At 45.7% G+C, this 23,816-nt stretch carries 26 protein-coding genes and 1 tRNA gene; 7 read left to right on the top strand and 20 right to left on the bottom strand.

What is annotated here, in order from left to right:
* Positions 1-39 precede the first annotated feature (39 nt).
* Together grxD and QUE64_RS00655 are read left to right on the top strand one after the other, a co-directional pair.
* Complete coding sequence (grxD, locus tag QUE64_RS00660) at positions 40-351, top strand: Grx4 family monothiol glutaredoxin (RefSeq protein ID WP_108507666.1); 312 nt, start codon at positions 40-42, stop codon at positions 349-351.
* Positions 352-410: 59 nt separating this feature from the next.
* Positions 411-1,679, top strand: coding sequence for a DNA recombination protein RmuC (locus QUE64_RS00655; RefSeq protein ID WP_286225478.1), 1,269 nt, complete (start codon positions 411-413; stop codon positions 1,677-1,679).
* 50 nt (positions 1,680-1,729) lie between these two features.
* Here QUE64_RS00655 and QUE64_RS00650 read toward each other — a convergent pair whose 3' ends face one another.
* Positions 1,730-2,311 carry a phasin family protein gene (locus QUE64_RS00650; RefSeq protein WP_286225477.1) on the bottom strand — a complete coding sequence of 194 codons (582 nt, stop codon included), beginning with the start codon at positions 2,309-2,311 and terminating at the stop codon, positions 1,730-1,732.
* Positions 2,312-2,471: 160 nt separating this feature from the next.
* On the opposite strand from QUE64_RS00650, the gene QUE64_RS00645 reads away from it, so the two are divergent.
* The gene (locus QUE64_RS00645; RefSeq protein ID WP_286225476.1) at positions 2,472-3,788 is read left to right on the top strand and encodes an MFS transporter; all 1,317 of its coding nucleotides are present in this window, start codon (positions 2,472-2,474) and stop codon (positions 3,786-3,788) included.
* A gap of 21 nt (positions 3,789-3,809) precedes the next feature.
* On the opposite strand, the gene QUE64_RS00640 is transcribed toward QUE64_RS00645, so the two are convergent.
* From QUE64_RS00640 to petA, 6 genes are all read right to left on the bottom strand, one after another.
* Positions 3,810-3,885: transfer RNA gene (locus QUE64_RS00640), tRNA-Thr, on the bottom strand.
* A 28-nt stretch (positions 3,886-3,913) separates the two neighbouring features.
* Positions 3,914-4,321 (bottom strand): ClpXP protease specificity-enhancing factor, encoded by a 408-nt coding sequence (locus tag QUE64_RS00635; protein WP_286225475.1) that lies wholly within the window; start codon positions 4,319-4,321, stop codon positions 3,914-3,916.
* 35 nt (positions 4,322-4,356) lie between these two features.
* Positions 4,357-4,968 carry a glutathione S-transferase N-terminal domain-containing protein gene (locus QUE64_RS00630; RefSeq protein WP_108507650.1) on the bottom strand — a complete coding sequence of 204 codons (612 nt, stop codon included), beginning with the start codon at positions 4,966-4,968 and terminating at the stop codon, positions 4,357-4,359.
* A 48-nt stretch (positions 4,969-5,016) separates the two neighbouring features.
* Complete coding sequence (locus QUE64_RS00625; protein WP_458574695.1) at positions 5,017-5,772, bottom strand: cytochrome c1; 756 nt, start codon at positions 5,770-5,772, stop codon at positions 5,017-5,019.
* Between the two features lie 52 nt (positions 5,773-5,824).
* Positions 5,825-7,225: a cytochrome b gene (locus tag QUE64_RS00620; protein WP_286225474.1), complete on the bottom strand. Its 1,401-nt coding sequence runs from the start codon at positions 7,223-7,225 to the stop codon at positions 5,825-5,827.
* Positions 7,226-7,267: 42 nt separating this feature from the next.
* Positions 7,268-7,870 carry a ubiquinol-cytochrome c reductase iron-sulfur subunit gene (gene petA, locus QUE64_RS00615; RefSeq protein ID WP_108507647.1) on the bottom strand — a complete coding sequence of 201 codons (603 nt, stop codon included), beginning with the start codon at positions 7,868-7,870 and terminating at the stop codon, positions 7,268-7,270.
* A gap of 154 nt (positions 7,871-8,024) precedes the next feature.
* Between petA and mscL the strand changes: the two genes are divergently transcribed.
* The 3 genes from mscL (at position 8,025) to QUE64_RS00600 (ending at position 13,293) form a co-directional block, all read left to right on the top strand.
* Positions 8,025-8,441, top strand: a complete 417-nt coding sequence (gene mscL, locus QUE64_RS00610) for a large conductance mechanosensitive channel protein MscL (protein WP_286224685.1) — start codon at positions 8,025-8,027, stop codon at positions 8,439-8,441.
* A gap of 76 nt (positions 8,442-8,517) precedes the next feature.
* On the top strand, positions 8,518-10,935 hold the full coding sequence (locus QUE64_RS00605; RefSeq protein WP_286225472.1) for an O-linked N-acetylglucosamine transferase family protein: 2,418 nt from the start codon (positions 8,518-8,520) through the stop codon (positions 10,933-10,935).
* A 60-nt stretch (positions 10,936-10,995) separates the two neighbouring features.
* The gene (locus QUE64_RS00600) at positions 10,996-13,293 is read left to right on the top strand and encodes a tetratricopeptide repeat protein (RefSeq protein ID WP_286225471.1); all 2,298 of its coding nucleotides are present in this window, start codon (positions 10,996-10,998) and stop codon (positions 13,291-13,293) included.
* Between the two features lie 268 nt (positions 13,294-13,561).
* Here the strand turns inward: QUE64_RS00600 and QUE64_RS00595 are convergent, their stop codons facing one another.
* From QUE64_RS00595 to hisB, 11 genes are all read right to left on the bottom strand, one after another.
* Entirely contained in the window at positions 13,562-14,860 is a 1,299-nt protein-coding gene (locus QUE64_RS00595) for a porin (RefSeq protein WP_286225470.1), read from the bottom strand.
* A gap of 170 nt (positions 14,861-15,030) precedes the next feature.
* Positions 15,031-15,822 (bottom strand): twin-arginine translocase subunit TatC, encoded by a 792-nt coding sequence (tatC, locus tag QUE64_RS00590; RefSeq protein ID WP_286225469.1) that lies wholly within the window; start codon positions 15,820-15,822, stop codon positions 15,031-15,033.
* 27 nt (positions 15,823-15,849) lie between these two features.
* Entirely contained in the window at positions 15,850-16,341 is a 492-nt protein-coding gene (gene tatB / locus QUE64_RS00585) for a Sec-independent protein translocase protein TatB (protein ID WP_286223819.1), read from the bottom strand.
* A 46-nt stretch (positions 16,342-16,387) separates the two neighbouring features.
* Positions 16,388-16,615 (bottom strand): Sec-independent protein translocase subunit TatA, encoded by a 228-nt coding sequence (gene tatA, locus QUE64_RS00580; RefSeq protein ID WP_286225468.1) that lies wholly within the window; start codon positions 16,613-16,615, stop codon positions 16,388-16,390.
* 17 nt (positions 16,616-16,632) lie between these two features.
* The gene (locus tag QUE64_RS00575; RefSeq protein ID WP_286225467.1) at positions 16,633-16,998 is read right to left on the bottom strand and encodes a histidine triad nucleotide-binding protein; all 366 of its coding nucleotides are present in this window, start codon (positions 16,996-16,998) and stop codon (positions 16,633-16,635) included.
* Positions 16,999-17,052: 54 nt separating this feature from the next.
* Positions 17,053-17,448, bottom strand: a complete 396-nt coding sequence (locus QUE64_RS00570) for a phosphoribosyl-ATP diphosphatase (protein WP_286225466.1) — start codon at positions 17,446-17,448, stop codon at positions 17,053-17,055.
* A complete protein-coding gene (hisI, locus tag QUE64_RS00565) occupies positions 17,445-17,846 on the bottom strand; it encodes a phosphoribosyl-AMP cyclohydrolase (RefSeq protein ID WP_286225465.1) in 402 nt (133 codons plus the stop codon). The genes QUE64_RS00570 and hisI overlap by 4 nt, the downstream gene beginning before the upstream one ends.
* 5 nt (positions 17,847-17,851) lie before the next feature.
* Positions 17,852-18,610, bottom strand: coding sequence for an imidazole glycerol phosphate synthase subunit HisF (gene hisF / locus QUE64_RS00560; RefSeq protein ID WP_286223814.1), 759 nt, complete (start codon positions 18,608-18,610; stop codon positions 17,852-17,854).
* A 7-nt stretch (positions 18,611-18,617) separates the two neighbouring features.
* Positions 18,618-19,364, bottom strand: coding sequence for a 1-(5-phosphoribosyl)-5-[(5-phosphoribosylamino)methylideneamino]imidazole-4-carboxamide isomerase (gene hisA, locus QUE64_RS00555; RefSeq protein WP_286223813.1), 747 nt, complete (start codon positions 19,362-19,364; stop codon positions 18,618-18,620).
* A gap of 22 nt (positions 19,365-19,386) precedes the next feature.
* Entirely contained in the window at positions 19,387-20,037 is a 651-nt protein-coding gene (gene hisH / locus QUE64_RS00550; protein WP_286225464.1) for an imidazole glycerol phosphate synthase subunit HisH, read from the bottom strand.
* Positions 20,038-20,073: 36 nt separating this feature from the next.
* Positions 20,074-20,661, bottom strand: a complete 588-nt coding sequence (gene hisB / locus QUE64_RS00545; protein ID WP_108507634.1) for an imidazoleglycerol-phosphate dehydratase HisB — start codon at positions 20,659-20,661, stop codon at positions 20,074-20,076.
* A gap of 106 nt (positions 20,662-20,767) precedes the next feature.
* On the opposite strand from hisB, the gene hisC reads away from it, so the two are divergent.
* Entirely contained in the window at positions 20,768-21,847 is a 1,080-nt protein-coding gene (hisC, locus tag QUE64_RS00540; protein ID WP_286225463.1) for a histidinol-phosphate transaminase, read from the top strand.
* Positions 21,848-21,871: 24 nt separating this feature from the next.
* Here hisC and hisD read toward each other — a convergent pair whose 3' ends face one another.
* Together hisD and hisG are read right to left on the bottom strand one after the other, a co-directional pair.
* Entirely contained in the window at positions 21,872-23,191 is a 1,320-nt protein-coding gene (gene hisD, locus QUE64_RS00535; protein WP_286225462.1) for a histidinol dehydrogenase, read from the bottom strand.
* Positions 23,188-23,814 (bottom strand): ATP phosphoribosyltransferase, encoded by a 627-nt coding sequence (gene hisG / locus QUE64_RS00530; RefSeq protein ID WP_286225461.1) that lies wholly within the window; start codon positions 23,812-23,814, stop codon positions 23,188-23,190. Before hisG ends, hisD begins: the two co-directional genes overlap by 4 nt.
* Positions 23,815-23,816 lie beyond the last annotated feature (2 nt).

Below are 23,816 nucleotides of genomic sequence, written 5' to 3'. Positions count from 1 at the left end.
GAAGCAAACCCAGTTCGTTTATGAAAGGATTTCATCACCATGAGTGATACCCAAGCCAAGATCAAAGAAATTGTGACCAGCCATCCCGTGGTTCTATTTATGAAGGGTACCGCACAGTTCCCACAATGCGGCTTCTCGGGTAATGCCGTGAATATCTTGCGTGCCTGTGGCCTAGAGACCTTGCATACCGTCAATGTCTTTGATGATGAAGCCATTCGCCAAGGTATTAAAGAGTATGCAAACTGGCCAACCATTCCTCAGCTTTATGTCAATGGCGAGTTCATTGGTGGTTCAGACATCATGACCGAGATGTACCAAAGCGGCGAACTCAAAAAACTCCTCGGTCTTTGATCGCAAGCCCCCTCCTCAAAAGCTCACTCGGTGGGCTTGGTCTGCAGTAGACTAAGCCCATGACAGACCTTCCTACCCTGATTACCATTGTTGCCCTTGGCATTTCCATCGGGCTTGGAATGTATGTTGCCATTCTTCGATCCAATCAGAATCAACAACAGGCTACTATTACTGAGGTAACTGCCCAGTTAGAGCAAATTAGGGTTGAGCGTGACCAAGTCCTCCAGCGCGCCATTCGCCTAGAGGCTGAGTTGGATTCAGAGCGTAAGCAAGTTCAACATCGGATTGATTCATTAAACGAGGCCAAGGAGGCGCTCACCAACCAGTTTAAGAATCTCGCCAATGAGATTTTGGAAGATAAAACCAAGAAGTTCACGGAGCAAAATGCCCAGCAGCTCGATATTTTGCTAAAGCCGCTACAAACCAAGCTCACTGAATTCAAGGAACAAGTGAGCAACTCTTACGAAAAAGAATCTAGGGAACGCTTTGCACTTAAGCACGAAATTGAGCGTCTAGCCAATCTCAACCTCAAGATGTCGGATGAGGCACGCTCGCTTACCAATGCGCTAAAGGGCGACTCTAAGGCCCAAGGAAACTGGGGAGAGCTCGTTCTGGAATCCATCCTGGAGTCCTCGGGCTTACGCAAAGGAGAAGAGTATCTGGTTCAGGATAGCCATATGCAGGCGGATGGCAGTCGCTTACAGCCTGATGTGATTATTAAGTTACCTGAGGGTCGCCACCTCGTAATCGATAGTAAAGTATCAATTACGGCCTATGCCAGACATACTGAGGCAGCCAGTCCAGATGAAGCCGATAAGGAACTACTCGCCCACATTCAATCAATTCGGCAACATATTCAAGGTTTGTCTGGGAAGAACTATGCTGGGATTGCGGATATCGCCAGTGTGGATTTTGTATTGATGTTTATTCCCATTGAGCCGGCTTTTTTAAGTGCTCTCAAGTCTGCCCCCAATCTCTACCAAGAGGCGCTTAGTAAAAATATCGTCTTGGTATGCCCCAGCACCCTCATGGCCACCTTGCGAAGTGTCGCCCACTTATGGAGGCAGGATCAACAGAACAAAAATGCCATGGAGATTGCCCGTCAGTGCGCCAACCTCTATGACAAGTTTGTAGGCTTTGTGGAAGACCTTGAGCAAATTGGCAAACGCCTAGACCAAGCGCAATCGAGTTATCACGATGCCTTCAATAAACTGAAAACGGGCAAAGGCAATTTGATTAAAGCTGCTGAGAAAGTGAAAGAATTGGGTGTGAAGCCCAATAAAATGATTGCGAGCAATCTACTCGCGCAAGATGATGACTCAGCATAAATAAAAACCCGCTCACTCGGAGCGGGTCTTCAAGAACAACGAATTGCTAATTAAGCAACCTTACGAGCCTTTGCAGGAGCGGCGGCTTTTTTCACTTGAGCCAATTGGCCTTGGAATGCTTCAAATGCTTGGTCAGCTGATTTCTCAACAGTAGCCAATGCATCCTTGCTGGCTTCACGGAACTGCTCAATACCTTGCATCACCGAGTTCATCGAGGTTTTGAATGCAGATACAAACACATCCGAACCAGCGGGTGCATTTGCAGCCAAGGTATTTACCCAGTCTTGCATGCCAGCTTGAGCTTGCTCAATGCTAGCTTCTACGACATCAGCAAACTCTTTACCGCTCTCACGCAATACTTTGGTTACTTTGCGCTGATGAGCAATGGCTTGATTACCAACGTCTTGCAAAGTATCGGCTTGCAAAAGTTCGGTTACTTGCTTTGGATCTTTTGCACTCAATACTTGCTGAATGTTCTCTTGAGCATTTAACAACACAGCTTTAGAAGCGTCGTAGTTCAATTCAACGAGTTTCTGAGCATTCTCAAGAGCAGCTTCGCTCAAAGAAAATACGGTCTCAAGGTTCTTGCTCTGGATTTGCGACAATTTTGCTGCGACTTGATCTTGATTCATGGTGTACTCTCCAATTAATTAATTCGTTTGATATTGCACTGCACCATGAAACTATACCCAATTATTTGCTGCTGCGCAATAAATATGTGTGCAATGCAACAAAATACTCGGGTATTGAATAAAATAGTCAATTAAATCAATTATTTATAATAAATCTACTGTGCAAAATCCCCCAGATACCAACCATTCTTACCCCAAAATTGCCACCGCTGCCTGTTTTGGCACCTTTCTAGAGTGGTACGACTTCCTCACCTTTGCCACCCTGGCAGTGGCCTTTGCCCCACTCTTTTTTCCAAGCTCCGACCCCATGACGGGCCTCTTAGCCAGTCTTGCAACCTTTGGGGCAGGGATGGTGGTTAGACCCTTGGGTGCAGCATTCTTTGGCTCTCTCGGTGATCGTATTGGGCGTCGGCCAGTTTTTCTAATCACGATCACCTTAATGGGCGGAGCTACTTTCGCCGTGGGATTTTTACCCACCTATGAGCAAATTGGGATTTGGGCACCTATTTGCTTGGTAACCCTAAGACTTCTTCAAGGCCTATCTGCCGGTGGAGAAATTGGCGGGAGTGCGGTCTACTTAACTGAGCATGCAGGAAGCACCAACCGGGGATTGAAGACAAGTGTTTTACAACTCATGGGGCCGCTTGGAATGCTGGCCTCGATCCTGCAATTGGTCTTGCTCCATCACTATTTAGATCCAGAGAGTTTTAAAGAATGGGGTTGGCGCGTGCCTTTTTGGTTCTCTATTGTTCTTCTGCTAGTTGCCCTCAAGGTTCGGATGACCCTTGAGGAAACGCCAATCTTTAAAGCGATGCTCGCTAAAGGCGAGCTAGCCAAATCACCACTGCGCGATAACTTTAAAGACAAAGAAACGCGTAAACAAATGTTTCTGTTGTTCTTCTGCATCTCAGCGGGCGGATCTGTCCTCTTTTTCTGTGTGCAGGTCTATACCGGTATCTTCATGAAATCCGCCTTGCAAATGAGTTCGCAAATTGTGGATACCCTCACCATCACCGCAACGCTCGTTCTCTTTCCGATGGTGATTATTGCAGGAGCACTCTCCGACAAAATTGGTCGACGTCCAGTCGTGATTAGCGGCTTGTTACTCGGAACAATCCTGATTCAGCCTGCCTATCAATTTCTGCAAAGCCTATCAATGCAAAGCGCCCCTGATTATTTTCTAATGAGCGCAACCTTAATTGCACTGGCAATACCGCTTTCATTAGTTGTGGGGCCTCAAACGGCTCTTCTAGCGGAGCTGTTTCCAGCGAGAACACGCAATAGTGCAGCAACTTTGCCACACAACCTAGCAGCCGGCTGGATCGGGGGATTGCTACCGTTGATTGTGACCTGGCTCAATAAAGAGTTTACGAGTCAACTTGCAGGGCTTTGGTATCCAACTCTTTTCCTAGCGATTGCAGCAACCTTGGCAATACTGTATCTGCCAGAGACAAGGAAAGTGGATCTGAATCAATGAAGATAGGATCAAGAGGGTGATTGGTGCCCCATGTCCGACTCGAACAGACCACCTACTGATTACAAATCAGTTGCTCTACCAGATGAGCTAATGGGGCATTGACCTTCTAGAATTGAGATTTTAACTTACTTCACAATCTTCAAAACAGGGCGCTCGCTCTTGGTCTTGGTGGCTTCTTGGTTACCAAGTCCCTTATCTACCGGACCCTTGGTCTCGGGATCAAAGGGGAAGGACATCCCTTGGCCGTTTTCTCGGGCGTAGATTGCTAATACGTGCGTGACCGGTACTAATACTTTCTTCGGTACACCACCAAACCTTGCCTGAAAACTGATCCAATCGTTCTCAATATGCAGCTGATGGCAAGCCTCTGAAGAGATGTTGAGAACAATCTCGTTATTTTTGACAAACTCCATGGGCACTTCAACCCGTTCATCAACAAAAACGGCTAAGAACGGAGTAAAACCAAAATCCGTACACCACTGATGCAGTGCACGGATGAGGTAGGGTTTGGTACTTGGGGTTTCGCTAGCCATATTGTTATTTTAAGCCAGCGACACATATGCTTCGATTAACGGCGCATGACCTTTTCCGAAGGGGTCAAGGCCTCAATGTAAGCAGGACGACTGAAAATGCGCTCAGCATATTTCAGGAGTGGAGCAGCATTTCTGGAAAGGTCAATGCCATAGTGCTCTAAGCGCCACAACAGAGGAGCTATTGCCACATCCAACATTGAGAACTCATCCCCCAACATATACTTGTTCTTTACAAATACCGGTGCTAATTGAGTCAACCGATCCCGAATTGCTATTCGGGCCTTCTCATGCAACTTCTCAGCACTCTTGCCCTTTTCGTTCTCAAGCGCACTCACATGCACAAAGAGCTCTTTCTCAAAATTAAACAGAAATAAGCGGGCACGGGCACGAGCCACTGGATCGGGCGGCATTAACTGTGGATGAGGAAAGCGCTCATCAATGTACTCATTAATGATGTTGGACTCATACAAAATCAGATCACGCTCAACCAAAATAGGAACTTGGCCATAGGGGTTCATGACCGAGATATCTTCTGGTTTATTGAAGAGATCGACATCACGAATCTCAAAATCCATACCCTTCTCAAAGAGAACTAGGCGGCAGCGTTGTGAGAATGGGCAATTGGTACCCGAGTACAACACCATCATAAGCAAATATCCTTCAAATCAAATAATCAAAATACGCTAAGTTAGTTCTTAGCGAATGTCTTTCCAGTACGCCTTGTTCAGACGCCATGCAAGCAAGGTAAAGATTGCAAGGAATAGAAGGACGACGACACCGATCCGCTTACGTTGTAACTGAGTAGGCTCAGCCATCCAAGACATAAATGAAACGAGGTCCGCAATATTATCATCATATTCTTGGGGCTTCATTAATCCTGGGGTGGTTTGCTCAAATCCTTTGAAGACTTTAGTTGTCTTGGCAGGATTCTTGGGATCTTTTACCTCTTCAAACTTAGCAATACGCTCACCCTGGAGTTCCCACAATACATGGGGCATACCAACATTGGGATAGACCATGTTATTCCAACCCGTTGGGCTCTCCTCATCCTTGTAATAAGTACGGAAGTAGGTGTAGAGCCAATCGGTACCGCGGGCACGAGCTTCAACCGATAAATCAGGTGGAACCTTACCAAACCAAGCCTTAGCATCCTTAGGGGTCATCGAGATAGTCATCAGATCGCCTACCTTTTGATCGCCCAAGATCAAGTTGTCTTTAATCTGCTGATCACTCAAACCAATATCACGCAAGCGGTTGTAACGTAAGTTCACTGCAGAATGGCAACCTAAGCAGTAGTTCACAAAAATCTTAGCGCCATTTTGCAAAGAGGCATTGTTATTTACACGGTTAGGAGCGCTATCAAGAGGAAAGTCGCTGCCAGCCGCAAATGCAGCGCTCACCATGAAGCTACCTAAGCCCACTACAACAAACTTCTTAAGCGCACCGATCATATAAAGAGAATGGTTCATCTGGATTCCTAATATCTTCTATTGTTCTTATGGATTAGTGCGCCTCAAAGGTCACGCGATCGGGCACGGGCTTAAATTTACCCATCTTGCTCCACCAAGGCATGGCAAAGAAAAATGCCAGATAGTAAATCGTACATACCTGCGAGATCTTCTCAAAAAGTGGTGAGGGTGGCTTGATGCCGAGATAACCCAAGATCACAAAGCTCACAATGAAAATGCCGTAAATGTATTTATGAAAATCTGGGCGATAACGGATCGAGCGCACTGGGGATTTATCGAGCCAAGGCAAGAAGAACAGGATCACGACCGTACCGCCCATGATGACCACGCCCCAGAACTTCGCATCAAACACATAAAAACCAACCGCAAGAGCAGCCAAAATGCCAACGCAAACGGCTTTCACCCGGATGTCTTTGTTGTTCTTAATGACCATCCCCAAAATCACTGCGCACAGAATCCACAGAGGGATCAGGAACGGGGTGGTGGTCGCACGCAGCATGGAATAGAACGGCGTGAAATACCACACCGGCGCAATATGCGAAGGCGTTTGCAAGGGATCAGCCGGAATAAAATTGTTGGCCTCTAAGAAGTAGCCACCCATCTCAGGTGCAAAGAACACAATGGCGGCGAAGATCATGAGGAACACACCGAGACCCATAATGTCATGCACTGAGTAGTAAGGATGAAATGGAATACCGTCCACTGGCTTACCAGAGGCATCTAGGTTCTTCTTAATATCAATGCCGTCAGGGTTGTTAGAGCCCACTTCATGTAGCGCAATGATATGAGCTGCAACTAAGCCAACTAGAACTAATGGCAAAGCGATCACGTGCAAGGAGAAGAAGCGATTCAAAGTTGCGTCGCCCACCACATAATCACCGCGTAGCCACAAAGCCAAGTCTGGACCAATTAAGGGAATAGCAGCAAAGAGATTAATAATCACCTGAGCGCCCCAGTAGGACATTTGGCCCCAGGGTAAGAGATATCCCAAGAAAGCCTCAGCCATGAGCAATAAGAAAATGGTGCAACCAAAGATCCAAATGAGTTCACGCGGTTTTTGATAAGAACCATAGATCAAGCCACGGAACATATGCAGGTAGACCACTACGAAGAACATCGAAGCGCCAGTCGAGTGCATGTAACGAATCAGCCAACCCCAGGGAACCTCGCGCATGATGTACTCAACCGAATCAAATGCTTTCATGGCATCGGGTTTGTAGTTCATGACGAGGAAAATACCGGTCACAATCTGAATCACCAACACCACAATGGCTAAGGAGCCAAAGAAGTACCAGAAGTTAAAGTTCTTTGGAGCATAGTACTCGCTCATATGCTCTTTAAAGAGCTTAGTCAATGGGAAGCGCGAATCCACCCATGCCAAGCCTTTTTGAGCAACAGAGGCGTTTTCTGGGACTTTAATTTCTTGGAATGCCATAGTTAGTTTCCTAAATCAGTAACTAATAATTAAATAAACAAATTACGACTTCTTGTCCTCACCAATCAAAATCTTGGTGTCGCTCAAATACATGTGGGGAGGCACTTCTAAGTTGTCCGGAGCCGGCTTGTTCTTATAGACGCGGCCAGCCAAATCAAAGGTAGAGCCATGGCAAGGGCACAAGAAACCGCCTGGCCAATCGTTTGGCAAGGATGGTTGTGGGCCTGCTTGTAACTTCGCCGTTGGTGAGCAACCTAAATGTGAACAAATACCAACTGCCACAAAATACTCAGGCTTAATCGAGCGGTGGTCATTGCGAGCATAAGTAGGTGTTAAAGCTGCGGGATCACGCAAAGACTTGGGATCGGCCAGCTCGCCGTCTAATTTAGGAAGTTCAGCTACTTGCTCTGGGGTGCGGCGTAAGACCCAAACTGGCTTACCGCGCCACTCAACCGTGCGAATCTCATCAGGCTTCATGCCGGAGATATCGACCTCAACCGGGGCACCAGCAGCCTTAGCACGCTCGGATGGTTGGAAACTATCTAGAAATGGGTATGCAACAGCAGCGGCTCCACAACCACCAACAGCAGTCGTAGCAATCAGCCAAGTGCGGCGGTCTTTATCCATTTTTGGGGTATCACTCATGTACGATCTATCCTTGTGCCTAAGTCAAATAAGGGGTTCTAAAGGGTGAATTGCATAAACCTCTAATTTTAAGGTAAAAAGCCAAATGACCGCTTAATTTGGGTCAATTTCCAGCAAACCCATGATTTTTAGGGAGAGAGTTGTGGCATCCAAGATGATGAAAGAATTCCGGGCCTTTGCGGTCCGCGGCAACGTCGTTGACCTGGCGGTCGGTATCATCATTGGCGGCGCCTTCGGAAAAATCGTCGATTCCCTGGTCAATGACATTGTCATGCCCCTCATTTCTACCCTACTAGGGGGCAGGATTGACTTTACCAACCTGTTTATAGTTCTTGGCACAGTACCGGATAACGTACCAAGAACCTTTGATGCACTCAAAAAGGCTGGTATACCTATTTTTGCCTACGGCAACTTCATCACCATCCTGATTAATTTCATCTTGCTCGCATTTGTGATCTTCCAGATGGTCAAAATCATCAACAAAATAAGAGCAGAAGAACCAAAAGAGGCACCCCCAACACCCGAAGATATTGTGCTGTTAAGAGAAATTAGAGATAGTTTAAAGAAGTGAGTCTAATAACGACTCATTTCCGATATGCAAGCAGAGTAACTTCGCTTAGTATTTTTAAGAAAATTAGCACAAACTTGTGAATCAAAACCCACCTCCATTTGTTATTCAACTCTTTGAGCTAGTTAAATCAAATAAGCTTGCTAATAATCAAAAGCTTTTATTGGAGGGAATCTCAAAAAAAGAGGGGCTATCTTATGTTTTTGAATTAGGCCTCCTTTGTGCAAATAATGGAAAAATAAATGATGCATTGCTTATTTTCGAGTCTTTAAAAACCGAAATAAAGAATGATGAAAGAATTTTTTATAACTTGGGACTTTTATATTCACTTCAAAGCAAACTTCATACCGCAATCGCTTGTTATGACTCAGCAATTCAAATAAAACCGAATGATGCAGCAAGTATTATCAACAAAAGTCAATTACTCATCCAATTAAAAAAGTACGATGAGGCGAATAAATCCCTTGACGAAGCAATAAGCATTGATCCCAGCTTTCCTGAGGCATGGTCAAACAAAGGGATTGCCCTCAATCATTTAGAGCGATATTTAGAAGCATTGATAGCTTTTGATAAAGCAATAAAACTAAATCCTTTATATAGCGAGGCTTACGCCAATAAATCGAATACTCTAATCAAGCTTAAGCGGCACTTTGAAGCGATTAATGCATGCGAACAGTCAATTCAAATACAACCTAATTTTGATGCTCTATTAAATAAAGGCATCGCACTAAATGAGCTAAAAAAATATGAGTCAGCAATCTTATCGTTTGATGACACATTAAAAATTGACTCTCGGTCTGCTGTTGCTTTCTTTGGCAAAGGTATTGCATTCACTGGCTTAGATAAGGATGAACATGCAATCCGTGAATTTGATAACGCCCTACTCATTGATCCTGATTATTTTGAGGCATTATTAGCAAAAGCATTTACTCTTAATAAAATAAAAAAATTTGCAAACGCAATTAGTGGTTTTGATGCAGCTTTATTGATTGATGACACCTCTTCGAAAGCTTACTACGGCAAGGGTGCTGCGCACGTTGGCTTAGCACAAAATGATAAGGCTCAATTATTTTTTGATCTTGCCCTAAGGCACGATCCGAATTTTAGGTTGGCGCAGTGGGCAAAAGTATTTGCCATCATTCCCTCTATTTTGGGTCCGAAAAATGATGTCAATTCAATTAGAGAAATTTTCACTACTGAATTCATAAAACTCAAAAACAGCTTGATAAGTGACGTAAATCTTAAGTCAAATGAAATCATTGAGATTGTTGCGTCAACTCAACCTTTTTACCTCGCTTATCACAATTTCAATAACAAGAATATCCTGTCTGAATATGGAGATCTCTGCTCAAAATTGATGGGTAAAGCAGTTTCTATTCAGTCAAGCCCCGAACAAAACACTCCCAGATTAAAAATTAGGCTTGGAATCGTCAGCAGTCATTTCAGAAATCATTCTGTTTGGCATGCACTCACTAAGGGAATGATTAAAAATTTAAATAGGGAGGCCTTTGAGATTCATCTTTTTAGCACCAACCCCTATTGTGATAAGGAAACAGATTTTGCTAAAGAAAATTCGGATTCTTTCACCATTTATTCTCACGACATAAATGCTTTTGCCCAAGAAATTGTTAACAAAAAAATTGATTTTTTGTTCTACCCCGAAATTGGCATGGATCAACTAACCACTCAACTTGCAAGTTTGAGGCTCTCTCCTGTACAGCTGGTTGGATGGGGACATCCGGAGTCAAGTGGCTTGCCCACAATTGACTACTATGTGTCCTCTGAGCTTTTTGAGCCCCCAAATGCCACTTATTATTATTCTGAAAAGCTAGTTCAATTACCGAATCTTGGCACTTACTACGTTGACCCAGTTAATATTCAATCTACAAAGGATCAGCCTCTGTCCCAATTCCCCTCCGATATCCCAGTCCTCATCTGTCCAGGAACGCCCTATAAATATCAACCAGATAGCGATTGGATTTTTGCAAATATAGCGAAACGGTTGGGTGCTTGTAAATTTGTGTTTTTTAACCTTGAAGACCCGCTGGCCAGTGTTTTGAGCAATCGTCTTGAAAATGAATTCAGCAAACATGGTCTTGATTCTAAAGAGTTTATTTCATTCATGCCATGGCTAGACGCGCGTGAGTTTCATGGTTTATTGAAGTCTTCGACGGCGATGCTTGATACCCTTCATTTCTCTGGATTTAATACTGCTATCCAAGCTATCGGATGCAATCTGCCAGTAGTTAGCCATGATGGTAATTTCTTGCGCGGCAGGCTTGGGAGTGGGATATTGAAACGCATTGGACTTAGAGAACTGGTAGCAAAAGATTCAGCAGAATATATTCAGTTAGCAGTAAGGCTGTGCCAAGATCATTCGTTCCGTAAAAATGTTAAAGATAAAATAATTGAACGAAAGTCAACTCTCTATGAGGATATTGAGCCAATTAAAGCGTTTGAGGCTTTCATGATTAACCATTCTCTTAGTGTCAAGTAATCCATTAAATAGTGAGTTTCCCTTGTTAAATTTTTATCAGAATATCTACTATAAATTTTCATGATGAATCCTCAAGTTCACTTCCTTTTAAACAAAGCGCTTGAGTCACTTGGAAATTCAAATTTGGATTCTGCGGAACTTTATTTGAATCAGGCATCAAAATTACAAGCTCATAATCCACATGTTTTAGGACTCTTGGGCATCGTTTATACACAGCGGGGCAACTATCCGGATGCACTCAAATTCCTAAATGATTCTCTACGAATTCTGCCAAAAAATCCTTTAACCTTAAGTAACTTAGGTAATGTGTATGCTTCACTGAAAAATTTTGAAAATGCGATTGAATTTTATAAAAAATCGATAAAAGTTAATCCAAATTATGTTGAAGCTTGGTCTAATGTAGGAAATGCTCTGCAAGAGATCGATTGCTTTGAAGAAGCGATTACTCATTACGATAAGGCCCTTAGTTTAAGGCCAGACTTCGCAGAAGCTTGGTCTAATAAAGGTAATGCTTTGCAAGCGCTTAAACGGTTTGAAGAAGCAGTTATTCATTATGATAAGGCGCTCAGTCTCAATCCAAACTACGCCGAGGCCTGGTCTAATAAAGGCAATGCCCTACAAGAACTCAAGCGTCTTGATGAGGCGATTGCGCATTATGATAAGGCTCTAAGTCTTAAACCGTCCTATTTAAAAGGCTACATTGGCAAAGGGAACACTCTTGTCGAGCTAAAGCGCTTTGAAGAAGCTGTCATTTATTACGATAAGGCTCTTGAATTTAAGCCTGATTATGCGGAAGCACATTCTGCAAAAGGAAATGCCCTTTACGAACTCAAACTATTTGATGCAGCTATAGATCACCATAACAAAGCTCTTAAGTTAAAGCCCGACTATGCTGCCGGCTGGATTAATAAAGGGGTAACAGTAAATGAACTGGGGGACTATGACGAGGCAATTGTTTGCTTCAGTCAAGCTCTTAACTTAAAGCCAGATGTATTTTGGGTTGATGGATACCTTATTCACGCCAAAATGAAAATTTGCAATTGGTCAGAATTATCGACCCATTTGGAAAGTATTTCTGAAAAAATAATGGGGAATCAGAAGGTGATTCGCCCCTTTGCATTACTATCATTGGTTGATGATCCAGTGTTGCATAAGAAAGCAGCTCATACTTATGTGCAATATTATTTTTCTTCAAATTCAGAATTGGGTTCCATTCCAAAATATTCAAAAAAAGAAAGGCTCCGGATTGCTTATTTTTCCCCTGATTTTAGAACTCATCCGGTTTCGCATTTAACGTCTGAGCTATTTGAATTACATGATCGTAGCAGGTTTGAAGTGATTGCTTTTTCATTGCAGAAGACTCCTCCCGGCGATCAAATGAATGTACGGCTTAGAAACGTGTTTGATCATTTTATCGAAGTTAATCAATTATCAGATCTTGAAGTTGCTAAATTAGCACGTCACCTAGAGATCGATATTGCTATCGATTTAGCTGGCCATACTCAACACTCTCGGGGAGGTATATTTTCCTATCGCGCCGCCCCAATTCAAGTCAACTGGCTTGGTTATCCTGGAACAACTGGTATTAAGTTCATAGACTATTTAGTTGCTGATAGAACGATTATCCCTATTTCAGAACAACACATGTATTCTGAAAAGATTGCCCATCTTCCGAATACCTATATGGTGGATGACTCAAAACGCACTCCCTCTGACAGGATATTTACACGAGAAGAATGTGGTCTACCAAGAAATCGTTTCATCTATTGTTGCTTTAACAACGATTTTAAATTCAACCCTTTTATATTGGATTGTTGGGCAAGAATTCTGCTTGCTACACAGAATAGTGTGCTTTGGATTTCGGAAAATAATAGAAATTTTCAAAAGAACATACTGGCTGAATTTGAAAATCGAGACATAGAACCTTCTCGGATTATTTTTGCTGGACGAGTTGATTCCATGGGTGACTATTTAGCCAGGTATCGGCTAGCTGATCTATTTTTAGATACCTATCCTTACGGAGCTCACACCACAGCAATTGACTCACTAAAAGCGGGGGTACCGATACTAACCCTTATGGGTCAGTCATTTGCAAGCCGTGTGGCTGCAAGTTTATTAAACACAATTGGTCTAGGTGAGCTTATCACCTTCAGCCAAGAGGAATATGAGGCCTTAGCTATTGATTTTGCAATGGCGCCAAATAAATTAGAAGATGTAAAACTTAAACTGAGGGATAATCTTCAAATCACCCCGTTATTTAATACTTCTTTATTTGCCAAAAATCTTGAAGCAATTTATTTAAAGATGTATGACCATTATCAGTTAGATTTGGAACCAAATCATATTTCTTGTGACTAAAGCAATTACTTTGCTGTTAAGCATAAATCTAATTAAGCAAGAACTGTTAACCTTTTCTCTGCATTAAAGACAATCGTTTTTTCGAACGGCTTAAGACGATTTTAATTAAGTAGAATTAAGACTAATAATCTGATCAACTACATATGTGAATAAGTAGTTATGTCGAAAGCAATTGGAACAATTGATTAGTCTATAAAAAACCCACTGTGTTTCCACAGTGGGTTTATTTGCTACAACTAATCTTCAACTAGCCAAAGCTAGCATCAAATTAGAAGGTGTGACGTACACCAACAGCGTAGTTGTTGGCATTGGCGCTCAAATTACGTGGACCATCGGCATTCCCGTTCGATGCACGAATTACATAGTTACCAGAAGTGGACGATGTGTTGCTTGCACCAAAGATTGTGTATAGATTGGTACGCTTACTCAACCAGTAGTTAGCACCTAACTGATAACCAGTGAAGTTAGCAGTTGGATTGCTTACACCAAAGGCGCTATTGCGACCCATACCAGCCGAGCCCCAGAGCTCTACAGTCTTGGTTACGTTTCCACGCAAACCAATTTGCTGAGCAGTACGCTTTCCATAGAGATTTGAATCTAGACCAGACTCAATCTTACGGTTGATGTACTGAGCATAGGCCTTGACAATACCGAAGTCATAGGTCGCACCTACGTACCATTGATTGTCATTGAGGTTTGTCAACTCACCAGTTGATACGCCTGTGCTACGAGTAACTACTGCGGTTTGACCTGCAGCAGTTACAACTGGAACTAAGTTCTCTTGATAAGTCCAAGAGTTTTCTTGCTTGAATGACTGATAGTTGGCAGAGATCAAGAATTTTTGAATTCTGTAGTCCAATCCAAGACCCCAGCCAGTGCTGTTGGTGTTGCCTCCAGTGTAGCCTATACCGTTTATGTAACCTTGAGTTGCGGTACTTGAGGAGCTAGCGCTATAAGTACGCTGATCTTGGTTTCTTGAGTTCTGAACATAGAAAGCCTTGCCTTTGAAGCCAGCAAATGTGTCAGACTCAAAACGGATCATGTTGTTGGCACGAACTGTGTAACCAGCGTTGGCGTTACTTGCGCTACCGTCTTGGTTGGTCAAGCCAGTATTTTGAGGATAAATCACGTCACCTACTAAGTTGTTCAATTGGTTAGCACCAGTCGCACCAACTGCCTCGTGGATTGGAGTGTACTGGGTACCAATACGTGCATTACCCAAACCTTTTTGACCTAAACCAATAAACGCTTGACGGTTATTAAATGACGATAGGGTGCTTTGATTTGGCTGAAGGCCAGTTTCAAAGGTAAAGAATGCGGTTGTGCCACCACCTAAGTCTTCAGTACCACGGAAGCCTAAACGGCTGGTAGTCTGAGCAGATTGGCCAAGCAGGCTTACTGTTTCTGATGGGGTAACTTGAGTACCACTTGAGTTAACAGTGGTTGCCTTGGCATTACCACCCACATATCCCACATCCAAAATACCGTATACGGTCACGCTGGACTGGGCTTGAGCAGCACCAGCAAACGCGCCGACTGCGGCGAGTGCAAATAGTGATTTTTTCATTGTTTAAATCTCCATAAATTAAGAAATGCCCGAATTCCTTCGAGACCATTGAATTATCCCGTTTTTGTATGTAAATACAGCCTTTTGAGGCTTTTTTATGGCTATTCGTTGTATTGGTGCAACAGATATTTTTGATTGATTTAATCCATTTAAATCAATGAGTTGCAGAATTATTCTGATTTTTCTTCTTCAGATTCAGTTTTGGGTAGGTAGAAACGAGCAATAAATAGCCCCAGCTCATAGAGAAGGCACATAGGAATGGCCAAAAAGAGCTGGGATAAGACGTCTGGTGGGGTCACAATCGCGGCAATCACAAATGCCCCAACAATCACATAAGGTCTAATCTCTTTTAACTTTTCTAGGCTCACAATCCCCATTTTGACCAGAACCACCACCACCACAGGTACCTCAAAAGTGATCCCGAAGGCCAAGAAGGTGGACATGGCAAAGCTCAAGTACTTATCAATATCAGTCGACATGTCGGCACCCAGGGGTGCGTTATAGCTTGCCATAAACTGGAAGACGGTTGGGAAAACCAGGAAATAGGCAAAGGACATTCCAACCAAAAATAGTGAGTAACTGCTTACTACTAATGGAAGGACTAGTTTTCTCTCATGGGTGTAGAGACCTGGGGCGATAAAGGCCCACATTTGATAGAGAACAATCGGTAGCGCAATCAAAAATGCAACCAGCATCGTGACCTTCATCGGCACAAAAAAGGATCCGGTTACATCGGTCACGATCATCTTACCCCCGGCTGGAAGGGCATCTAGAAGTGGCTTGGCAAACAAATGAAAGATATCGGGCGCCCAATAAACGAGTGATAGGAACACGACGATGACTGCTATAGCAGCTTTGATAACCCGGTCGCGCAACTCAAAGAGGTGCGACATAAAGGTTTCTTGAAAACCCTCGCCCTCTTTTGCAGTCTCTTCGCTCTGACCTGGTTTGGTATCGGACATCGTGATTTGTTCTTTGTTCTTGATTTTTTACTTACTCAATACCGGACGTTTAAATCGCTTAACCCTTGCTGCACCCGATTGCACTCGAGTGCGCACACCCGCTGAGTGTTTATACCAAAGGGGTCTGGCGGTGCGCTTGACGCCCCAACTATCCCTACCCTGACGCAGAGCATCTCGATAGACCTTAGTCACATCCGGCGCAGAATCTAAGAGCGAACTGGAAAACTCATTGGTCGTAGGCTCGGCCTGATCACTCAAATTTACATTCGCCTCTTGGACTGTGGCATTGAGCGTGCTCTCCATCTCCCGCATGGCGTCGGCGCTGGCCTCACGAAGCTTCTTGAACTCATCGAGCTCAATTTGGCGGTTGACCTCAGTACGAACTTCGGCCATATAACGCTGCGCGCGCCCAAATAAATTGCCCGCCATGCGAGCAACTTTGGGTAAACGTTCGGGGCCCACCACAATCAAAGCCACCACTGCAATCAGGGCGAGCTTTGATACACCAAGATCAATCATCGATGCATCGCTGGTATTTAGTTTGTGTGTTTGGTTTGATCAGGTCTTACGACTTGTTCACGTCCTTGGCTTGCACATCAACAGTCTTTTCACCAGCAGGGGTCTGCGACTGAATCTGTTCGGTCTTGGCTTCATCACCATTTTTCATACCATCTTTGAAGCCTTTTACGGCACCGCCTAGATCAGAACCAATATTACGGAGTTTCTTGGTACCAAAGACCAACAAAATAATGACCAGTACGATTAACCAGTGCCAAATACTAAATGAGCCCATCTCAATTTCTCCTCGGATTATTTTTTCCAGGGGCGCGGCCCGCCCATCACATGCAAATGCAAGTGATAAACCTCCTGACCCCCATCCGCGCCATTGTTCACCATCACCCGAAATCCCCCCTCTTTACCGGGGCGACATCCTTCTTGGGAAGCTAAACGCGGGGCTAATTCCAACATTCTACCCAGCAATGGCGCATCGTGGGCAGTCGCTGACTCCAACATCGGTAGGTGTTTCTTGGGAATCAGCAATAAATGGACTGGGGCAGCCGGATTAATGTCCTTAAACGCCAGGATTTCTTCATCCTCGTAGACCTTTTGGCAAGGAATTTCCCCTGCAACAATCTTGCAAAAAATGCAGTTTGGGTCATAGCTCGGGTGTTTCATAGGCTGGCATCTTACCTGAATTAAGCCCAAAAACGGGCAAATTGGGGGTAAGCACTACGTTTTGCGACTGGCCTTCTCGGTAATACCCGAAGTACCCTCACGACGCTTGAGCTCGGCTATTACATCTTCGGGACGCAAATTGAACCTTGAGAGCGCCACCAGGCAGTGAAACCATAAGTCAGCCATCTCGCCGACCAATAACTGTTGGTATTTGGGATCAAGCTGATTCTGGCGAGAATCCTTGGCCGCCATCACGGTCTCGGTCGCCTCTTCCCCAATCTTCTTCAGAATCGCATCGTCACCCTTAGTAAATAACTGAGCGATGTATGAACTTCCGGCATCGATCTTGCCACTCGCTAAATCAGCACGACGGCTATCAACCACATCGGCCAGATGCGCCAAGATGGAATCGAGGTTGGGGTTTTGGTTGAATTGATTCGGGCTACTCATGGCTTCATTGTATCGACCCAATTGCTCGCCACAGAGTCCCACTCGTTAAAAAAGCAACTGTGACTGCCGGTATGGCAAGCAATTCCGTCTTTTTGATCCACGATTAGTAAAAGCGTATCGCCATCGCAATCTAACCGAATCTCTCGCACGGTTTGCGTATGACCCGACTCTTCGCCCTTATGCCACAACTTGTTACGCGAGCGCGACCAATACACTGCCTCACCCTTTTGCAAGGTTTGCAGTAGAGACGCTTGATTCATCCAAGCCATCATCAATACATCACCCGATGAAGCCTCTTGAGCAATCACGGGCACCAAACCTTGCTCGTTCCAAGCAATGCGATCAAGCCATGGACCAGCTTGCAAACCCGATATCTTTGTAAATTTAGCCTTGGTCATGATGATTAGAGTCTAATCGCAATTCCTTGCTCTGCCATATAGTGCTTAGCCTCTTGCACGCTGTGCTGTCCATAATGAAAGATACTTGCTGCCAGTACCGCATCGGCTCTCCCAATTTGGATGCCATCGACTAGATCTTGCAAGCCGCCCACACCACCAGACGCAATCACAGGCACAGGTACTGCTTTACTTACCGCAGCAGTGAGTTCCAGATCAAACCCATCCTTGGTGCCATCGCGATCCATGCTGGTGAGCAGGATCTCACCGGCGCCGCGCTTTGCAACTTCCTTGGCCCACTCGATGGCATCGATACCCGTACCCTTGCGTCCACCATGCGTGAACACCTCCCAACGCTTGGGGGCGGTTTGCTTGGCATCAATTGCTACCACGATGCATTGCGAGCCATAATGCGCGGACGCATCCGAGACCAAATCTGGATTGGCAACTGCTGAGGAGTTCATGCTCACCTTATCAGCGCCAGCATTCAGTAAGCGACGCACGTCCTGAGTGGCGCGCACTCCACCGCCCACCGTCAAAGGAATAAATACCTTCGATGCCACCGCTTCAATGATGGGCAAAATCAGATCACGGCCATCCGATGTTGCAGTGATATCTAGGAATGTGAGTTCATCAGCACCTTGCTCATTATAACGCTCTGCAACCTCCACCGGATCTCCAGCGTCTTGCAAGCCAACAAAATTAATTCCTTTAACAACCCTGCCTGCAGTGACATCGAGGCAAGGAATAATACGTTTGGTCAGCATCGTTTGCCTACTTGGCTTTGCTGAGTTGATCAGCGTACTGTTGTGCCTCAGTTAGATCAATATCGCCGGTGTAAATGGAGCGGCCGGCGATCACGCCCATAACGCCCTCGTCTTCAACTGCACAGAGCGCCTCAATATCTTTCTTGCTCGAGAGACCGCCGCTTGCGATCACCGGAATACGCACCGATTGCGCAAGCTTCACCGTTGCCTCTAGATTGATACCCTTGAGCATGCCATCGCGCCCGATATCGGTGTAGATAATAGCCTCAGCGCCGTAGTCCTCAAACTTCTTTGCAAGATCGATCACTTCATGACCGGTTAACTTACTCCAACCGTCGGTGGCGACCTTACCATCTTTAGCATCTAAGCCCACCATGATGTGGCCGGCAAATGCAGTACACGCATCTTGTAAAAATCCGGGGTTCTTCACCGCAGCGGTACCTATGATGATGGTGCTAATGCCATCATCGAGTAAGCGCTCAATCGTTTCTAGATCGCGGATACCGCCACCTAATTGCACGGGAATGTCATCGCCCACTGCTTTCAGAATCGATTTGATTGCAGCCTCATTCTTGGGCTTGCCCGCGAAGGCGCCGTTGAGGTCAACCAAATGCAAACGGCGCGCGCCTTTACTCAACCAATGCTTGGCCATCGCCGCAGGATCTTCGGAGAACACGGTGCTACGGTTCATATCACCTTGCTCAAGACGCACACAGTGTCCGTCTTTAATATCAATGGCAGGTATTAACAACATAAGATCATCTTGTTGAAATCAATCAGGGTCGCCAAGCGACAAAATTTTGATAGAGCTTAAGTCCGTATTGAGCACTTTTCTCGGGATGGAACTGCGTAGCAAAAATAGTATCGCGAGCCACGGCCGATGTAAACCACCCGCCGTAATTCGTTGATCCTACAGTATCTTCTGGGTTAGCCACCTCGACATAATAACTGTGCACGAAGTAAAAACTCGTCATATCAGGGATACCATGCCACATCGGATGATCACGGTCTTGGCGAACCTGGTTCCATCCCATATGCGGGATCTTAAACTTCGAACCATCTTCTTGCGTGCCAGACAAATGAAAGCGTTTTACCTTCCCTGGCATTAAGGCAAGGCACGCCGTATTGGTCGTTACTCCTGGTTTGCGCTCTTCGCTCTCTTCAAAAAGCATTTGCTCGCCCACACAGATACCAAAAAGTGGCTTCTCACGCACCGACTGCATCACTGCATCCATGAGACCTGAAGAACGGAGTTGCTTCATGCAATCGGGCATGGCACCCTGTCCCGGCAACACCACACGGTCTGAACGCAAGATTTCGGCAGGATCGCTCGCAATTGTAATCTTGCACTCTGGGGCCACATGCTGCAGAGCCTGCGAGACCGAGCGCAAATTACCCATTCCATAATCAACAATAGCGATGTGCATCGCGATCTCAATAATTTGTTGGTAAAAGAAGTGTGTCTACAAACTTCCCTTAGTGGATGGCACCGCATGGGGTGAACGTGGATCGATACTCAAGGCCATACGCAGTGCACGCCCAAAAGCCTTAAATACGGTCTCAATCTGGTGATGCGCATTGACACCGCGAATGTTATCGATGTGCAAGGTTACGCCGGCGTGGTTTACAAAACCACGGAAGAACTCGATGCTCAAATCCACATCAAAGTCACCCACCCGCGCACGGGTAAAGGGTACGTTGAACTCTAAGCCTGGCCGACCGGAGAAATCTATCACAACGCGCGACAAGGTCTCATCGAGTGGTACATAGGAGTGACCATAACGTGTAATACCCGCTTTATCACCAACTGCTTTCGCAATCGCTTGGCCCAAAGTAATACCGACATCCTCCACGGTGTGGTGATCGTCGATGTGAGTGTCGCCCTGGGCATGTACCTTGAGATCGATCATGCCGTGACGGGCAATTTGATCGAGCATATGATCTAAGAACGGCACCCCGGAGTTCAAATCCGCTTTGCCGGTACCATCCAAGTTCAACGTAATTTGGATCTTGGTCTCTGAGGTATTACGACTGACATCTGCTTGGCGCATGGTGTGTGAATAAAAATAATAAGTCTTAAGCGTTCATAATATCATTTGTCATTCAAAATCAATCACTTCACCAGTTTTTCATTGTTACTCTTTGGACCCCATTACGATGAGCCTCTTTTGGAACCCCGACCTGCAGAACTTAAGCCCGTATGTCCCGGGAGAGCAGCCCAAACACGAGAAACTTGTCAAACTCAATACCAATGAGAGCCCCTATGGGCCCTCGCCCAAAGCCTTAGCAGCAATTGCTGCAAGTAATCACGAGGGCTTGCGGCTTTATCCCGATCCGGATGCAAAAGCCCTCAAAGAAGCCATCGCAAAACACTATGGCTTAGAACCTAATCAGGTATTTGTGGGCAATGGCTCAGATGAAGTACTGGCCCATGTGTTCTTGGGACTTCTCAAACACCCAAAGCCCCTTCTCTTTCCCGATATCACCTACAGCTTCTACCCCGTCTACTGCCAACTGTTTGGGATTGACTACCAAACGATTGCGCTCGATAGTCAATTTGCCATTCACTTGGATGACTACATTCAGAAAACAAATCAGTTAGGCGGAAATGGTGGGGTCATCTTTCCGAACCCAAATGCGCCCACCGGTCGCGCTCTACCGCGCGCAGCAATTGAAGGGTTTCTAAAAATAAATACCCAAAGCGTGGTGGTGGTTGATGAGGCCTACGTGGATTACGGCACCGAATCGTGTGTACCACTCTTACAAAAACACTATCCCAATCTTCTGATCACCCACACGCTCTCAAAATCGAGGGCCTTGGCAGGACTGCGAGTTGGTTACGCTTTAGGTCACCCCGACTTAATTACGGGACTAGAACGCGTGAAGAATAGTTTTAACTCCTACCCCTTAGGTCAATTAGCGCAAGCCGGTGCGATTGCGGCGATTGAGGACCAGGCGCATCTTGATACCATTACTCAAGAGGTCATCAAAACCCGGATCGCCTGTGTCGAGTACCTCAAGAATCTAGGCTTTGAGACGCTTCCATCAAGCGCTAACTTTGTCTTTACCCAGCATTCAAAGCATGATGGCGAGAAATTGTATTTAGCCTTACGAGAGCGCGGCATCATCGTGCGCCACTTCAAAACACCACGGATTAAGAACTACCTTCGCATTACGATTGGCACGAATGAGCAAATGAACATCCTCATCGATGCCTTGTGCGACATCGTCTCGTAATTTTCTGTAGTGGGGCTCAGTTAATTATTTTTTCGTGAGCCGCATCTCGGCTGCGCGCGCATGCGCCTGCAAACCTTCGCCATGCGCTAAGGTACTGGCGATGGGACCTAAGGTTTGTGCACCCGCCTCACTCACCTCAATGAGGCTCGAGCGCTTGATAAAGTCATAAACACCTAAAGGTGAAGAAAACCGCGCCGTCCGTGCCGTGGGTAAAACGTGATTCGGTCCAGCACAATAATCACCTAATGACTCACTGGTATAAGAGCCCATAAAAATAGCGCCTGCATGCCGAATCTGCGCTGCCCATTGATCAGCATTGTTTGCGCAAATCTCTAGGTGCTCAGCCGCAATCAAATTAGCGATCTGACAAGCTTGTGTCATATCGTCCACCTCAATCAAGAGCGCCCGATTTTGCAAGGATGCGCGAATCACTTTCTCTCTAGGCATTTGCGGCAATAGCTTCTGAATACTCGCATCCACTCGATCAATAAACCCTTTGTCAGGACAGAGCAGAATCGATTGGGCGAGCTCATCGTGCTCAGCCTGCGAAAACAAATCCATTGCAATCCAGTCTGGATCGGTAGAACCATCACATAACACCAAGATCTCGGAGGGGCCTGCAATCATATCGATCCCCACTCGACCAAATACTCTGCGCTTGGCTGCTGCTACATAGGCATTACCAGGGCCTACGATCTTATCGACTGGTGGCACGGTTTGGGTTCCATACGCCAATGCGCCAACCGCTTGGGCACCACCAATCGTAAAGACCCGATCCACTCCCGCTAGATGAGCGGCTGCCAATACCAAGGGATTGCGCGCACCATCGGGTGTAGGTACCACCATCACAATCTCACCAACCCCTGCAACTTTGGCAGGAATGGCATTCATAAGAACGGAAGATGGATAAGCCGCCTTACCACCGGGCACATAAATACCAACGCGATCCAAGGGCGTAATCTTCTGGCCTAAACGCGTGCCATTGCTCTCGGTGTATTCCCACGAATGGCAACCGGTTTCTACTTTCTGGCGCTCGTGATAGGCCCGCACTCGCTCGGCAGCTGCTCGTAGTGCGTTTGCTTGTTCTTGGGGTAAAGCATGATACGCCGCAGCTAAATCAGCAGAGGTAATCTCAAGATCACGAACCTGAGTTACTGCTAAGCGATCAAACTGCTGGGTGTATTGCAACAGTGCCGTATCGCCCTCGCGCTCAATACGCTCCAAAATCCCAAGCACAATCTGATCAATGGCTTGATCGTCGGCTAATGGAATCGACAAGCTAGATAGCAAGGTCTTTTCAAAGCCAGCATCACGGCTGGTCAGGCGTCGAATCTTGACACTCATGGCTGCCAAATACTCAAGATCTTTTGTAATTGAGCGCGCTTACGCTTAAACGATGCTTGATTCACGATTAAGCGTGCGCTGATATCGGTAATGGACTCGACCTCGACTAGGTTATTGGCGCGCAAGGTGTTGCCTGTCGATACTAAATCCACAATCGCATCGGCTAAGCCTACTAATGGAGCCAACTCCATCGATCCATATAAATGAATCGTATCGATATGCACGCCCTTATTAGCAAAGTGCTCACGGGCGCAGTTGACATACTTGGTGGCCACCCGCAAACGCGATCCCTGGCGTACCGCCGCTGCATAATCAAAGCCATTTTTGACAGCCACTGCCATCCGACAACGCGCGATTCCTAAATCAATCGGGATGTATAAACCGTCGCTGCCTTTTTCTAACAGAACGTCTTGACCCGCAACGCCAAAATCCGCTGCGCCAAATTGCACATAGGTGGGTACGTCCGATGCACGGACAATGATGATTTGCACCTCTGGATTAGAGGTCGGAATAATTAACTTACGGGATTGCTCAGGATCTTCAAGCGGACGAATACCCACCTTTGCTAAAACAGGGGCGGTTTCTTCAAAGATGCGTCCTTTGGACAAAGCTAAAGTCAACATAA

It is taken from the genome of Polynucleobacter sp. HIN7 (assembly GCF_030297595.1).
Classification (GTDB): Bacteria; Pseudomonadota; Gammaproteobacteria; order Burkholderiales; family Burkholderiaceae; genus Polynucleobacter.
This window is presented reverse-complemented; position numbering and strand designations above follow the sequence as displayed.